12 protein-coding genes are annotated in these 15,239 nt (G+C 41.6%); 11 read left to right on the forward strand and 1 reads right to left on the reverse strand.

Features of this window, described 5'->3' with window-relative positions:
* Positions 1 to 4 precede the first annotated feature (4 nt).
* Both pckA and argH read left to right on the forward strand, forming a co-directional pair.
* Positions 5 to 1,582 carry a phosphoenolpyruvate carboxykinase (ATP) gene (gene pckA / locus SHALO_RS04005; RefSeq protein WP_069477460.1) on the forward strand — a complete coding sequence of 526 codons (1,578 nt, stop codon included), beginning with the start codon at positions 5 to 7 and terminating at the stop codon, positions 1,580 to 1,582.
* Positions 1,583 to 1,669: 87 nt separating this feature from the next.
* A complete protein-coding gene (argH, locus tag SHALO_RS04010; protein WP_069477461.1) occupies positions 1,670 to 3,055 on the forward strand; it encodes an argininosuccinate lyase in 1,386 nt (461 codons plus the stop codon).
* 35 nt (positions 3,056 to 3,090) lie between these two features.
* Here argH and SHALO_RS04015 read toward each other — a convergent pair whose 3' ends face one another.
* Positions 3,091 to 3,447, reverse strand: coding sequence for a histidine triad nucleotide-binding protein (locus SHALO_RS04015; RefSeq protein ID WP_037958335.1), 357 nt, complete (start codon positions 3,445 to 3,447; stop codon positions 3,091 to 3,093).
* Positions 3,448 to 3,604: 157 nt separating this feature from the next.
* On the opposite strand from SHALO_RS04015, the gene pheS reads away from it, so the two are divergent.
* The 9 genes from pheS (at position 3,605) to SHALO_RS04060 (ending at position 15,238) form a co-directional block, all read left to right on the forward strand.
* Positions 3,605 to 4,597 (forward strand): phenylalanine--tRNA ligase subunit alpha, encoded by a 993-nt coding sequence (gene pheS, locus SHALO_RS04020; RefSeq protein WP_069479313.1) that lies wholly within the window; start codon positions 3,605 to 3,607, stop codon positions 4,595 to 4,597.
* Entirely contained in the window at positions 4,594 to 6,933 is a 2,340-nt protein-coding gene (gene pheT, locus SHALO_RS04025) for a phenylalanine--tRNA ligase subunit beta (protein ID WP_069477462.1), read from the forward strand. The genes pheS and pheT overlap by 4 nt, the downstream gene beginning before the upstream one ends.
* Entirely contained in the window at positions 6,930 to 8,213 is a 1,284-nt protein-coding gene (gene aroA / locus SHALO_RS04030) for a 3-phosphoshikimate 1-carboxyvinyltransferase (RefSeq protein ID WP_069477463.1), read from the forward strand. Before pheT ends, aroA begins: the two co-directional genes overlap by 4 nt.
* On the forward strand, positions 8,210 to 9,043 hold the full coding sequence (locus tag SHALO_RS04035; RefSeq protein WP_069477464.1) for a 4-hydroxy-3-methylbut-2-enyl diphosphate reductase: 834 nt from the start codon (positions 8,210 to 8,212) through the stop codon (positions 9,041 to 9,043). The genes aroA and SHALO_RS04035 overlap by 4 nt, the downstream gene beginning before the upstream one ends.
* 65 nt (positions 9,044 to 9,108) lie before the next feature.
* Positions 9,109 to 10,785: a 30S ribosomal protein S1 gene (locus SHALO_RS04040; protein ID WP_025343973.1), complete on the forward strand. Its 1,677-nt coding sequence runs from the start codon at positions 9,109 to 9,111 to the stop codon at positions 10,783 to 10,785.
* Positions 10,786 to 10,788: 3 nt separating this feature from the next.
* A complete protein-coding gene (locus SHALO_RS04045; protein WP_025343974.1) occupies positions 10,789 to 11,277 on the forward strand; it encodes a hypothetical protein in 489 nt (162 codons plus the stop codon).
* Positions 11,274 to 12,860: a phosphoglycerate dehydrogenase gene (serA, locus tag SHALO_RS04050; protein WP_069477465.1), complete on the forward strand. Its 1,587-nt coding sequence runs from the start codon at positions 11,274 to 11,276 to the stop codon at positions 12,858 to 12,860. The genes SHALO_RS04045 and serA overlap by 4 nt, the downstream gene beginning before the upstream one ends.
* A 237-nt stretch (positions 12,861 to 13,097) precedes the next feature.
* Positions 13,098 to 14,435 carry a TolC family protein gene (locus tag SHALO_RS04055; protein WP_069477466.1) on the forward strand — a complete coding sequence of 446 codons (1,338 nt, stop codon included), beginning with the start codon at positions 13,098 to 13,100 and terminating at the stop codon, positions 14,433 to 14,435.
* Entirely contained in the window at positions 14,432 to 15,238 is an 807-nt protein-coding gene (locus tag SHALO_RS04060; RefSeq protein ID WP_069477467.1) for an efflux RND transporter periplasmic adaptor subunit, read from the forward strand. Before SHALO_RS04055 ends, SHALO_RS04060 begins: the two co-directional genes overlap by 4 nt.
* Position 15,239 lies beyond the last annotated feature (1 nt).

Genomic DNA, 15,239 nt, shown 5'->3' on the forward strand with positions numbered 1-15,239 from the left:
CACGATGTCGAAGATTAATGAAATTGAAAAGTTAGGCTTAACCACTATGGGGAAGATTCACTACAACCTTGATTATGAAACGTTGCTGAAACATGAAATTGCCAATAACGAAGGGCGTGTCACCAGCAATGGTACGTTTAGTGTCGATACTGGAATTTTTACAGGTCGAAGCCCGAAAGATAAATATTTTGTAGATCAAGCACCTTCCAATCAGTACATCTCATGGGGCAAAATGAACCATAAGGTCAGTAAAGAGATTTTTGAAGAACTGTTTGACAAAGTCAAAAAACAGCTCTCTGGTAAAGATATTTACGTTCAAGATGCTTACAGTGGTGGAAGTTTAGCGAGTCGTAAAAGCATTCGTGTGGTTACGGAGATTGCATGGCAAGCTCATTTTGTGAAAAACATGTTTATTCGTCCAATCGAAGAGGAACTTACCCATTTTAAACCAGACTTTGTGCTCTACAATGCATGTAAAATGGTCAACGATGACTACAAAAAACACAACCTGCATTCCGATGTTTTTGTCGTCTTCAATGTCGAAGAGAATATCGCGATTATCGGAGGCACATGGTACGGTGGAGAGATTAAAAAAGGTATCTTCTCGATGATGAACTACTGGTTACCATTAGAAGGTAAACTCTCCATGCACTGTTCTGCGAATGTAGGCGAAAAAGGCGATACTGCCCTTTTCTTTGGTCTTTCAGGTACTGGTAAAACAACGCTTTCAACCGATCCTAAACGTAAGTTAATTGGCGATGATGAGCATGGTTGGGATGATGAGGGTGTCTTTAACTTTGAAGGCGGCTGTTACGCAAAATGTATCAACCTTGATCCAAGCAGTGAGCCTGAAATTTACGGCGCGATTCGTCAAGATGCCCTTTTAGAAAATGTTGTCATCAATGACAACGGTGTCGTGGATTATGCCGATGCTTCTAAAACAGAAAATACCCGCGTTTCGTACCCCATTTACCATATTGACAATCATGAAGCAAGCCTCCAAGCAGGTCACCCTAAAAAAATTATCTTCTTAAGCGCTGATGCTTTTGGCGTTTTGCCTCCTGTTTCCAAACTCACCAAAGAGCAAGCGATGTACTACTTTCTGAGTGGTTATACCGCCAAAGTCGCCGGAACAGAGCGTGGTGTAACTGAGCCCGTTGCGACCTTTAGCGCATGTTTTGGTGAGGCGTTTTTACCCCTGCACCCAACCGTGTATGCGAAGCTTTTAGGCGAAAAGATTGCCAAGCACAATGTGGATGTCTACTTGGTCAACACAGGCTGGAGTGGCGGAAGCTATGGTATCGGTAAGCGTATGAGCATTAAAGCAACCCGTGCGTGTATTAACGCCATTCTTGATGGCAGTATCAACGAGTGTGAGTTTGAAACGATTCCGGTCTTTAATATTCAAGCCCCTAAAGCGCTTGCAGGCGTTCCAACCGAAGTGCTCAATCCTAAAAGTACGTGGGAAAATAAAAGCCTTTACGATGCAACCAGAGATGAGCTTGCAGAGATGTTTATTGAGAATTTCAAAAAATACATTACAGCCGATTCTGATTTTTCTAACGCGGGTCCAAAACTCTAATTTAATCTTTACATGTAAAGGAGTTTCCAACTCCTTTACGTTATGTCCACATCACATTATCTTATTATTTTACAGGGAGACACGTTCATGTCAAAACTATGGTCAGGCAGATTTGCCACAAGCGGAGCCGCTTTGCTCGATCAATTTAACGCCTCATTACCATTCGATAAAAAACTTTATGCAGAAGATATTAAAGGCTCCATTGCGCATGCTACGATGCTTGCAAAACAGGGTATTTTAACGGAAGATGAAGCCGATCAAATTGCCAAAGGGCTCTTGCAAATTAAACAAGAGATTGAAGAAGAAAAATTTGTTTTCGATATTGCGCATGAAGATATTCACATGTCTGTGGAGACAAGGTTAATCGATCTCATTGGAGAAGCGGGAAAACGCCTGCATACGGCGCGAAGTCGCAACGATCAAGTTGCAGTTGATTTCAGATTGTACGTACAAAAAGAGAATTTAGTCATTGTGCGTGCTTTAGAAGAGGTGATTGATGTTTTGATGAGCATCGCTAAAGAGCATACCAACACGCTGCTTCCTGGTATGACGCATCTTCAACATGCCCAACCGATTAACTTGGCGTTTCATCTTTTAGCCTATGTTTCGATGTTTAAACGCGACATTGAACGACTTGAAAGCTCTTATCAGCGCAATAATGTTTTACCGCTTGGATGTGCCGCACTTGCGGGTACGCCTCATAACATTGATCGAGAGTATGTGGCAAAGCTCCTTGGGTTTGACAGTGTGAGTGTGAACTGCCTTGACACGGTCAGTGATCGTGACTTCGCTCTGGAGATTCTTTTTAATATTTCGACCATTATGATGCACATTTCACGTTTTGCGGAAGAGCTTATTTTATGGTCAAGTTATGAGTTCAAATTTATCACGTTAAGCGATGAATATTCCACCGGTAGCTCCATCATGCCACAAAAGAAAAACCCTGATGTTCCTGAACTTTTACGCGGTAAAACAGGGCGCGTGAATGGCAATCTCATTTCACTTTTAACCGTACTCAAAGGGCTTCCTTTGGCGTACAATAAAGATATGCAAGAGGACAAAGAGGGTGTGTTTGACAGTGTCGAAACCGTTTTCATGTCACTCAATATTCTCAAAGAAGCGGTTCGTACAATGACCATCAATGTAGGACGAATGAAGCAAGCGTGCGAGGTAGGGCATTTAAGTGCCACCGATTTGGCGGACTACTTGGTTCAAAAATGTAATATCCCTTTCCGTGAAGCTCATTTTATCACAGGGCGCGCCGTGGCGCATGCGGAAGGATTGGGCATTGATCTGAGTGTCATGAGTGTTCCAGAGCTTCAAAAAGTCGATGCACGCATTGGCGAAGATGTAAGTGAATATCTTTCTTTAGTCCATTCTATGAATGCACGAACCTCCCAAGGAGGAACGGCAGTCTCTTCTACATGTAAACAAATTGAAATTTTTGAAACATGGATAACATCGCGTCACTAAAAGAGAGCAGAAGAGGTGTAAACCTCTTCGATGTGTTATAGAAAATTGTGGGTGTCGCTGTCGCTTAAGTGACTCCATGAAAGTTTTGCCCCACCTAAGAGGTGAAAATGCAGATGCAACACCTCTTGCCCACCATCACTGCCGTTATTGGTAATCAAACGATACCCACGCTCATCCAATCCTAAAAGTTTTGCCACTTTTTGGGTAAATTCTGTGAGCCCAACCATGATTTTTGGATCAACTTCTTGAAAACAGGTGTACTCAACTTTTGGGATAATCAGGATATGCACCGGTGCTTTGGGGTTAATATCATGAAACGCTAAAAAGTCCTCATTTTCAAGTACTTTATTGCATGGAATTTCGCCACTCACAATTTTACTAAAGATTGTCATTGCATTCTCCTTCGTTTTATGGATATAGTGTAGTACATAGTGCTTTGAATTTAGTCTAAACGTTGGATTTTAACCTTTTATAATTAAAGTTTGACTAAAATGGGCTTCCTAATAGACTTAAGAGCGTAATGGATGCTCACGAATGAAAGGTAACCCTTTGAAAGATATAGAAAATGCGATTGCTTCATGCACTTCGCTTGTTGAATTAGAAAAATTAAGAGTCTCTCTCTTTGGTAAAAAAGGGCATTTTGCAGCGCAATTTGAAAAGCTGAAAAAGCTTGAAGGCGATGCTAAAAAAGAGTTTGCCCAAAATCTCAATATTAACAAAGAGAACTTTTTAGACCTTCTCAATCAAAAAAAGAGTGAACTTGATGCTGTGATGATTGAAGCGCAAATGCGCAAAAGCAGTGTGGATGTCACCCTTTTCAATCAAGAAAGTAGTGCGGGTGCGCTTCATCCAGTGATGGATACGATGGATAAAATTATTGAATATTTTGTGAGTATGAACTTTTCCATCGAAGAAGGTCCTTTGGTTGAAGATGACTTCCATAACTTTGAAGCGTTGAATCTTCCCAAATACCACCCTGCACGCGATATGCAAGACACCTTTTATTTTAAAGATTCGATGTTGCTTCGTACCCACACGTCACCGGTTCAAATCAGGACAATGCTCAAGCAGAGCGCTCCGATTCGTATGATCTGCCCAGGAGCGGTTTTTAGACGTGATTTTGACATTACCCACACCCCGATGTTTCACCAAGTCGAAGGTTTGGTCGTTGATAAGACAGGAAAAGTCTCCTTTGCCAATCTAAAATTTATTCTCGAAGACTTTTTAAAATACATGTTTGGCGATGTTAAAGTGCGTTTCCGTCCAAGTTTCTTCCCGTTTACGGAGCCAAGCGCTGAGGCGGATATTAGCTGTATTTTCTGTAAAGGCGAAGGGTGTCGTGTCTGTTCACACACGGGCTGGCTCGAAGTACTGGGATGCGGCGTAGTGGATTCGAATGTCTTTAAAGCGGTTGGCTACAAAGATGTGAGTGGTTATGCGTTTGGACTCGGCGTTGAGCGCTTTGCGATGCTGTTGCATCAGATTCCCGATTTGCGGTCTTTGTTTGAGGGTGATTTGAGATTATTGGAGCAATTTAGATGATAGTAACAAAACAGTGGTTAAATGAATGGATCGATCTTAGTGCGATTGATACGGATAAAATTTCTGTAGCGCTGAACGCCATTGGTCTTGAAGTCGATGGGCTCACCAAAATCAAAATTCCTGAAAATGTCGTTGTAGGCCATGTTGTTTCGTGTGAAAAACACCCCAATGCCGATAAACTCAATGTCTGCCAAGTCGATGTGGGTGAAAGCATCCAACAGATCGTTTGTGGGGCTACAAATGTGGCCGCAGGGCAAATGGTCGCTGTGGCGCTTATTGGCGCCGTTCTTCCAGGTGATCTTAAAATCAAAAAAGCGAAACTCCGCGATGTTGAATCCTGCGGTATGATCTGCTCTTCAACAGAACTTGGTCTTCCCAAAATCAATGATGGCATTATGCTCTTAGATGAGAGTATTGGAAAACTTGAGCTTGGAAAACCTTTGTGCGAATATCCTTTGATCAATGATGATGTGATCGAAATTGGACTCACTCCCAATCGCGGTGATTGCCAAAGTGTGTATGGCGTGGCACGAGATCTCAGTGTCTATTTTGATTTGGAAGTCAAAACATTGGGACACAAAGAAGAAGAGGAAAACCAACCCGGTGTTGGTCGTGTGCTTCATCTGCATGGTAGCGAAGCACTCTCTGGTTCTTACATGTACAAAGTGTTTGACAATACCGAGATTGAAGTTCCGCTTATCATTCAACTGCGCTTAGGCTTTGCCGAGGTTGAAAACAGTTGTTTACTCGGTAAACTCATTGATTATTCTACCTACGTTACGGGTGTATTGCTTCGTGCTTACAACCAAAGTTGTTTTGGCGCCAAAGAGGAGAAAGCCAAGATTGCCATCGCTAAAGATGAAAATGGCTTGGATGCTATTTTCGGTCTTGAGGGTCAAAAAGTGGCGATTACAGGTGTGGCACAGATGAGCGAATGCAGAGCAACGGCGCTGGATGAACGCATTATTGTCGAAGCAAATTACACGCATCCTGAGATCATTGCATCACGCAGTGCCAACAAAAAATTAAATGCCGATAAACATCTCTACCGCTCTTCCAGAGGCAGTGAACCGCAACTGGCTTTTGGTTTGAACTATTTCTTTAAAATGCTGACGAAGCGCTCTAAAATCATGACGTATGCGGATTCTCAACAAATCACGCAAGATTTTGAAGCGAAAATTATCAATATTCACCAAAGTGATTTGACCGAAATGATTGGGGAAGAGATCCCTAAAAATAAGATTATTAAAATTTTAAAACAGTTAGGATTTGGTGTTAACTTTGCGTTTGAACAAGATGTCATTAATGTCAAAGTACCACAATTCCGATCGGATGTTGTGAATACACAAGATATTTGTGAAGAGATTGTGCGTATTGTGGGCATTGATAATATCACCTCAAAACCTTTTGTTTTTGCCGAAAAACTCAAAATTAATCAGCCCTATATTAACTTCAAAAAAAGACAAATGTACCGTCACCGTGCCGTTTCTGCAGGATTTTTTGAGACCTTGCATTTCGTTTTTGATGATCGTGAAAAGGCTGGAAAATTTCATTTACCGCTTTTAAATGAAGGCCTGGATGTTGCCAATCCGATTACGAGTGAGCTTAACACGCTTCGCAGTTCGTTGTTACCCAATATCTTAAATGCGGTTTCCAATAACCTCAAATTTGGTAAAAAACGTGTGGCACTTTTTGAAGTGGGCAGTGTGTTTGACTCTGAAAGAAATGAGAGCAAAAAAATGGCGTTCGTGTTTAGTGGCGAGAATGGCATCGCTGAGATTGCAAATCACGGGAAGCCTAGCGAGATTGACTTCTTTGCTTTTGCCAGTAAAATCCAGAGTATTTTAGGGAACTTTACCCTGCTTCCTTTAAACGATGTCAATGGCCTGTGCAGCCCGTATGAAGCTGCTCGTGTGCTTATTGACGGTGTGGAAGCGGGTTATATGGCGCGTGTGAATGTTCAAGTCGAAAAAGAGCTTGATTTGGTACGTACGTACATCTGCGAACTTGATTTTGATGCCCTGGTGTATCAACGTAAAATTGCCAAAGAGTACTCCAAACTTCCTTCTTCGTCACGTGATCTCAGCTTGCTTGTCGATGCGAAAATGCAATATTCTGAGCTAGAGCAGTTTATCGCGTCTATTGCTCCCAAAGCGTTGGTGAAATTTGCGGTCATTGATCGTTACGTGCATGAGAGCCTTGGCGATAAGGTCAGTTTGACGCTCAAACTTCAATTCCAATCAATGGAAAAGACCTTTGAAGAAGAAGAGATCGCTTCGATGGTCGAAGAGATACTTTCCAAAATTCACGAAAAATTTGGAATTTCTATCCGATGAAAACCTTACATGTAAACCCAAAAGGACACTTTTCGTTTACAACCGATCAAATCGCTAGCGATAAGTCGATTTCGCATCGCTGCGCGATTTTCTCCCTCCTCAGTGACCGACCTTCCATCATTCAAAATTATCTGCCTGCGGAAGATACGCTCTGCACGCTCAGTATCGTTCAATCACTCGGCGCGCAGGTTGAAAAAGCCATTGATGGCACACTCACGATTATGCCACCTCTGAGCATCGTGGAGCCTCCACTCATTTTAGACTGCGGCAATTCGGGTACAGCGATACGTCTTTTGATGGGCTTTCTCTCTACATGTAAAGGCTTTTTTGTCTTGTATGGCGATCAATACCTTTGCTCTCGCCCGATGCGTCGCGTGGCAGACCCGTTGCGCAGTATTGGCGCGCAGATCGATGGCAGAAGTAATGGTAATTATGCCCCTCTTGGGATTCGTGGTGAAACGCTGAAAGCGTTTCATTACGAGAGTAAAATCGCCTCCGCACAAGTTAAAAGTGCGCTGATTTTAGCCGCTCTTCAAGCGGATGGTATCTCCACCTTTAGTGAGCCCGAACTCAGTCGTGACCATAGCGAGCGCATGCTACGTGGCATGGGCGCAAATGTCATCTCTAAAGGTTTACATGTAACCATTCATCCCCAATCTTCACCGCTGAAACCGTTGCACATGAAAGTTCCCAATGACCCCTCCAGTGGCTTTTTCTTTGCGGTTGCGGCGGCGATCAATTTTGGAAGTTCTGTTACATTGCACAATATGCTCTTAAATCCTACGCGCATCGAAGCCTACAATGTGCTGAAACGCATGGGCGCTGAAGTTGTGTTTATCGAAAAAGAGAACGTGTACGAGAGTGTGGGTGATATCATCATTACGGGCAAAGAACTGCATGGCGTTGAAGTGAGTGAAAACATCTCATGGTTGATTGATGAACTGCCAGCACTCTCCATCGCTTTTGCCTGTGCAAAAGGTAAAAGCCTTGTCAAAAATGCTGGGGAACTGCGTGTCAAAGAGAGCGATCGCATCTCCAGTGTTGTTAAAAATCTCCGTTTATGTGGCATTGATGTCGAAGAGTTTGAGGATGGCTATGAAGTCAGTGGAGGAGCGCTTAAAAGTGCTACGATTAACAGCTTTGGTGACCATCGCATTGCGATGAGTTTTGCGATTGCAGGAACACGCGTACCGATGAAAATTGAAGATATTGAGTGCATTAATACCTCTTTTCCCAATTTCATTGAGCTTCTGTCTCAAATAGGAGAGGTGGAGCAATGAAAATTAAACTCGCTGAGAGTTACGGCTTCTGTTTTGGTGTCAAACGTGCGATCAAAATTGCGGAAAATACCAAAAATGCTTCGACGATTGGACCGCTTATTCACAACAACGAGGAAATTAATCGTTTGCGTGAGAATTTTAATGTTAAAACCTTGCACCATATCTCTGAAGCTGAGGGTGTTGGTAAAGCAATTATAAGGACGCATGGGATTCCTAAAAAAGATCTTGAAACGCTTCTCAAAAGTGATGTTCAAGTGATCAATGCGACGTGCCCTTATGTGACAAAACCCCAAGAAATTTGCGAAAAAATGAGTACGGAAGGGTATGAAATCGTCATCTTTGGCGATGCCGATCATCCCGAAGTTAAGGGTGTTGAGAGCTATGCGATTCATGGTGCTCACGTCGTTCAAAGTGTAGAAGAGCTTGAAAAAGTAAGGTTTAAAGGCAATAAAATTGCCGTCGTTTCACAAACCACACGAAAAATCAGTGAATTTTTAGAAATCACCAATTTTTTAGAGACACGCTACAAAGAGGTGCGCGTCTTTAACACCATCTGCAACGCAACCTTTGAAAACCAAGATGCGGCGCGTGAGCTTGCCAAAGAAGCGGATGTCGTGATCGTTATCGGAGGAAAAAACTCGTCCAATACGAAGCAATTGCACAGCATTTGCAAAGAGTATTGTAAGGATAGTTTTCTAGTCGAGAGTGAAAAAGATTTAGATCCGAGTTGGTTCGTAGGAAAAACGCTTTGTGGCGTGACTGCGGGCGCTTCGACACCGGATTGGATTATCGAAAAAATAGTTGGAAAAATCAGCGAAATTAAAGTATAATAGACAACTTTTACATGTTTACATGTAGCTAAATGTGTCAAAAATCAATCAAAAAAGGGTATAAAATGGTAAATGAGGCGAACAAAGCTGTTCATACTGACGCCGTAGACGAACATGAGGAGATGGATTTTGCGGCTATGTTGGAAGAGTCTTTCAAAGATTCTGAGAGAGATGCACTCATCAATGGTGTTGTTGTAGCGATCAAAGAAGATGTTATCTTAGTTGATGTGGGTAAGAAGTCTGAAGGACGTCTAAACGCATCTGAGGTTACAGATGAAAATGGTAACATAACATGCAAAGTGGGAGATGTCATCGCTGTAGTTATTACAGGATTCAGAAACGAAAGACCAGCGGTTTCGCACAAAAAGGCCCTTCGTAAAGGTCATATTAAATCATTTATCGCTGAATATAAAGAAGAAGACGATGTGGTTCTTGATGTTAAAATCACGGGTAAAAACAAAGGTGGATTTATCGCTGAGAACACTGAAGGTATTGAATTTTTCCTTCCACGTTCACAAGCAGCGGTCAAAGATATGAACGCACTTTTAGGTAAATCACTTAAAGTTAAAATCATCAAAATTGACACCGACACAGAATCAATCATCATTTCTCGCAAAAAATTCCTTGATGACGAGCGCAAAAAACGCAAAGAAATCGTTCAAGAGTTGATCGACCGTGACGAAGTGGTAGAAGGAACGATTAAAAAAATTACAACCTACGGTATGTTTGTTGATGTGGGTGGTATTGATGGTTTGGTTCACTACAGTGAGATCAGCTACAAAGGCCCTGTAAACCCTGGTACGCTCTACAAAGAGGGTGAAGTGATTCCTGTTAAAGCGATCAAATACGACAAAGACAAACGTCATCTTTCTCTCTCCGTCAAAGCGGCGATGCCTGATCCTTGGGATGAGATCAAAGATGAGTTAGAAACAGGTGATTCGATTCAAGTTACGATTAGCAATATTGAACCATATGGTGCCTTTGTTGATCTTGGTAATGACATCGAAGGTTTCCTTCACATCTCTGAAATTTCATGGGATAAAAACATCAAACACCCACGCGATTACATCGAAGAGGGACAAGTGGTTGATGTTGAAGTCATTGAAATTGATGCTAAAGAGAGAAGACTTAGAGTTTCTCTTAAAAACGTACTTCCAAAACCATTTGATGATTTTATGAAAAAATTCAAAGTGGGTGATGTGGTTAAAGGTGCTATTACGACCATTACAAACTTTGGTGCATTTGTTAAAATCGGTGGAATCGAAGGTCTTTTACACAATGAAGATGCCTCTTGGGATCGTAATAACAAATGTAAAGAGCTTTTCGCTGTAGCGGATGAAGTTGAAGTGAAGATTGTTAAAATTGACGAAGAGAATGAAAAAGTATCTCTCAGCAAAAAAGAGCTTGAAGATAGCCCAATCCAAAAATACGCAAAATCACACGAGAACGGCGACATCGTTCATGGTAAAATCAGAGATATTAAAGAGTTTGGTATCTTTGTTGAGCTTGAAGAGAATGTTGATGCGTTGATTCGTAAAGAAGATTTGGGTCAAGTGAATGAAGCTGATCTTAAAATTGGTGATGAAATCGAAGCTGCCATTACCTTTATTGATGACAAGAAAAACCGCATTCGTCTCTCCGTAAGACGTCTTTCAAAACTGAAAGAGAGAGAAGCGCTTAAAGAGATCAATAAAGAAGAGAAGATGACACTTGGGGACATCCTTAAAGACCAATTGAAATAATCAATGCAAAAAAAAGTACTTGGCGCACTCTTTTTGCTCCTCTTTGTAGGAGTAGGATTTTTTCTTTCAAAACTTCTGAATCACGAGACAGATGTGAAGGAAGAGGTCGCCAAGTACGAACCTTCCAAAACGCAAGAAATCAAACAAGAAACATCCCAAAACGTTTGGATCAAAGAGATGGCGCATAAAGACGCTAGGGAGTTTATTTTCCCTGTCAATGAGCTTTTTATGCAAATCGATGCGTATGGGCAAAAAGGCGGAACTGCAGGCAAATTAAAGTCGTTTCGCTTGGTGATTGATCGAGCAGATCGCTACTCACTTTTTTGCATTGTTCAGACACTCACCGCTTTGCACCTACCGTATATGGTGATTAAGGAAGATAAAATTCCTATTATCTATATAGAAGAAAAAAGTGAAAAGCAACTTGAAAATGTTGTTCTAGAGCTTGAAAAATACGATATAAAATCAAAAATTGTCGAGGTTTGGTTATGAAACAGAAGAAAATCATTGTATGCGATGCGATTCACGAAAAAGGTTTTGCAATCTTACGTGCTGAAAAAGATATCGAAGTTATTGACGCTGTGCGTTTGCCTAAAGATGAACTCCTCAAAATTATTGGCGAGAGTGATGTTGCGATTACACGAAGCTCCACCGATGTGGATGAAAAATTTTTAAACGCAGCCACAAACCTTAAAGCGATTGTAAGAGCGGGTGTAGGCGTTGACAACGTGGATCAAGATGGCTGTAGCAGACGTGGTATCATCGCGATGAACGTTCCAACCGCCAATACCATTGCTGCGGTTGAGCTTACGATGGCGCATCTTTTAGGCTGTGCACGAAGCTTTACCAACGCCAACAATCACCTCAAAATTGATCGTGTATGGAACCGCGAAAAATGGTACGGTGTTGAGCTGTGTGAGAAACGTCTTGGTGTCATTGGTTTTGGTAATATCGGTAGTCGCGTTGCGATTCGTGCCAAAGCCTTTGGCATGGAAGTGGTTGCGTATGATCCGTATATCTCTGCTTCCAAAGTAACCGATCTTGGCATGACCTATACCGAAAATTTCAATGACATTTTAAGCTGTGATTTTATTACAATTCATACGCCTAAAAACAAAGAGACGATTAATATCATTTCTCACGATGAAATCGCAAAGATGAAAGATGGCGTACGCCTCATCAACTGTGCGCGTGGTGGTCTTTACAATGAAGAGGCTTTAGTGGAAGGCATTAAAAGTGGCAAAATCGCTTTTGCGGGCATTGATGTTTTCTCCAAAGAGCCAGCAACCAACCATCCTTTACTGGATCTTGAGCATATTTGTGTGACCCCACACCTTGGTGCCAATACGCTAGAGTCTCAAGAAAAAATTGCAATTCAAGCCGCAGAAAATGCGATCAGTGCGGCACGTGGCATTAGTTATCCTAATGCACTGAATCTTCCGATTAAAGCCGAAGACATTCCTGCTTTTGTTGAACCTTACTTAGAACTTGTACAAAAAATGGGTTTTTTAGCTGCACAATTGAACCGCTCAGCGATCAAATCCATTAAGCTTGAGCTTGAAGGAGAGATTGGTGGCTACGCTAAATCCCTCTTAACCTTTGGTATCGTAGGCTCTTTGAAAGAGGCGAATGAAAACAAAATCAACTATGTCAATGCTGAATTTGTTGCTAAAGAGAAAAACATTGAAAGTAAATTTGAAGTAGCCGCAAGCTCAAGTGGCTATAAAAATAAAGTAACACTTGTTTTAACCACTGAAAAAGATGTTGTCAGTATCAGCGGAACCGTTTTTGGTGAAGATGAACAACGCATCGTTGGCATCAATGGCTTTAAGTTTGACTTTAAACCAAAAGGTAAGATGATTATCTTTAAAAATAATGACGTACCAGGTGTTATTGCCCATATCGCTACGATTTTAGCCAAAGAGGGCATTAACATTGCTGACTTTAGATTGGGTCGTGGTGCGCACCAATTTGCAATGGCAGTCATCTTGGTCGATACCGATATTGATAAAAAGATCATTACCGAACTGACAAAACTTGAGTCATGCATTTGGGTTGAGTACGCTGTTTTATAATTTTTTCAAATCTTCCATGGGAGTACCACTTTAGAAGTGGCACTCCTTTTTTTTATGTTAAATATAGTTAACTTATCTCTTCTTTTATTCTCATTATTATGCTTTAATAATGCTTTTAAAAAGTAAAATTTTATTATCTTTTTATAAAATGATCTGCTTAATATTTTTCAATAAATAAATAAACATTATAGTTTTGATAATATGAGTAGAATAAAACAATGAGATAAGGGATTTTGCATGCGAATCATTTTGCTTGTTCTTCTTGCATTGCGTCTCTGCTTTGCAGAGGAGGGGCTTCATTTAGACGATGCGATCCAAAAAGTCAAAGAGCACAACAGCGAGATTGTGATTGCCAAGTTTGATGAAAGAATTAAACTGCTAGAACACCAAGCTGCATTGGGTGCAAACTATGGAAGCTTGGAGCTCTCCCAAGCGGCACTTCGTAGTAATGATGCGCTGAACATTTTTGGTTATAAACTCCAATCGCGTGAAGCCACATTTGCGGACTTTGGCTTCAAGCAGTTTAGTGGAAGTAACTACATGTTAACACCCAATGATCTTAATAATCCCTCTGATCGTAACCATTTTCAAACTAAAATTGAATACACGCTTCCTATTTACACGGGTGGAAAAATCGAGCAGTATGGCAAAATTACCCAAGCATTGCAAACCATGAGCACGCTGGATAAAGAGGCACTAATCCTTCAAAAAATTTATGAGCTCAAAAAGAGTTTTTTTGCCATATCGCTTTTAGATGCTCACCTTTACACCCTTCATATTATTGCTTCCAATACCGCCAAACTCGAAGCAAAAACAGCAATGATGCTGGAAGAGGGCTATGTTAAAAAAGTCGATCTTTTAGAAGTTCAGAGCAAACAAGCCGATGTCGATCGACTGATCCATCAAGCCGAAGCCAACAGAACGCTTTTATATGCCTTTGTTTCCTTCTTGGTGGATGAGCCAGTGACGCAAATTTCGGGAAAGGATGAAGAGGCACCTACGCTTCTAAGCAGTGATGCGCAGATTTTGAGCGACAATCTTGAGATCAAAAAAGCCGAGCAAGGTGTGGAAATCTCTAAGATGGGCATTGCGCTTCAGCAGAGTGCTTTTCTCCCACAGGTGGGTGCGTTTGCAAACTATGGCAGCAGTGATGATAAACTGATGAATGACTTCTCAAAAAACGATGCTTATACGGTTGGGCTTCAAGTGAAATGGAACCTTTTTAACGGCGGAAGTGATAACAATAATTTGGAAAAAGCGCGCGTCGAAAACCTCAAAGCTTCGCAACAACTGGTGTTAGCAAAAAAGCAAATTGCTTTACATGTAAAGCAAATTCAAACGCAGATTCAAAATGATGAGTATGAGATCAATAGCCTTAAAAAAGAGGTGGAACTTTCCCATCTCATCTATGAAAACTATGCAGGAAGATACGAGCAAAAACTTGTCTCGATCAATGATGTTTTGATAAAACAATCCGAAGAGCTCACCAAAGTACTCAGGCTCAAAGAGGTGCAAAATGCACGCAATGAGAAGATCTTTGAGCTTCAAAAATTAGCCAGTAAGGAAGTGCAATGAAATCTTTACATGTAAAAGCGCTCATGCTTATTTTCATCACGACAGGAGCGCTTCAAGCCGGAAGTTTGACTCTCAGTGGTAGCGTGATTTCGGAGAACCAAAAAACGATTTCAAGCCGTTACATGGGCTTTGTGCAAACGGTCAATGTGAACGAAGGTGATGTCGTTAAAAAGGGCGATTTGCTCTACACCATTGACTCAAAAGAGGTCGATACGTCGCTTGCGCAAAGTGAGCTTGCCATTTCCCAAGCAGAGATTAGCCTAAAAATGTACGAAAACCAGTACCAAAATGCAAAGCTCAATTTAGAGCGTTATCAGCGCTTGCTTGAAAAAGATATGGTCTCAAAATACGAAGTCGAAAACTTAGAGCTTTCAACCTCTAATCTTAAAGGAATGGTTGAGATCGTCAACAAGCAGGTTTCCCAAGCCAAGCAAAAATATCAAGAGGTTCAAAACCAGTACCAATACCTCAAAGTCAAAGCGCCCAATGAGAGCGTGGTGATCGAAAAGCACATCAAAGCAGGCGAGATGGCACTCTCGGGAGTTCCCACATTGGTTTTAGCCGACCTTAGCGCACTGAGAGTGAGCACGGAGATTGCGGAAAGTTATTTAAGCAGTGTCAAAGTAGGCGATAAGGCGCGTGTGGAAGTGCCTTCCATTGGGTGCATTAGCGAAGGAAAAGTGGAAGCGATTATCCCCAGTTCCAACCCCATGGCGCACACGTTTCGAGTGAAACTCTCCTTTACATGTAACGATGCCAAAGCGTACCCTGGCATGTACGCGGTTGTGACGGTAGGTGAATAGC

Origin of the sequence: Sulfurospirillum halorespirans DSM 13726, from assembly GCF_001723605.1 — a bacterium.
Classification (GTDB): Bacteria; Campylobacterota; Campylobacteria; order Campylobacterales; family Sulfurospirillaceae; genus Sulfurospirillum; species Sulfurospirillum halorespirans.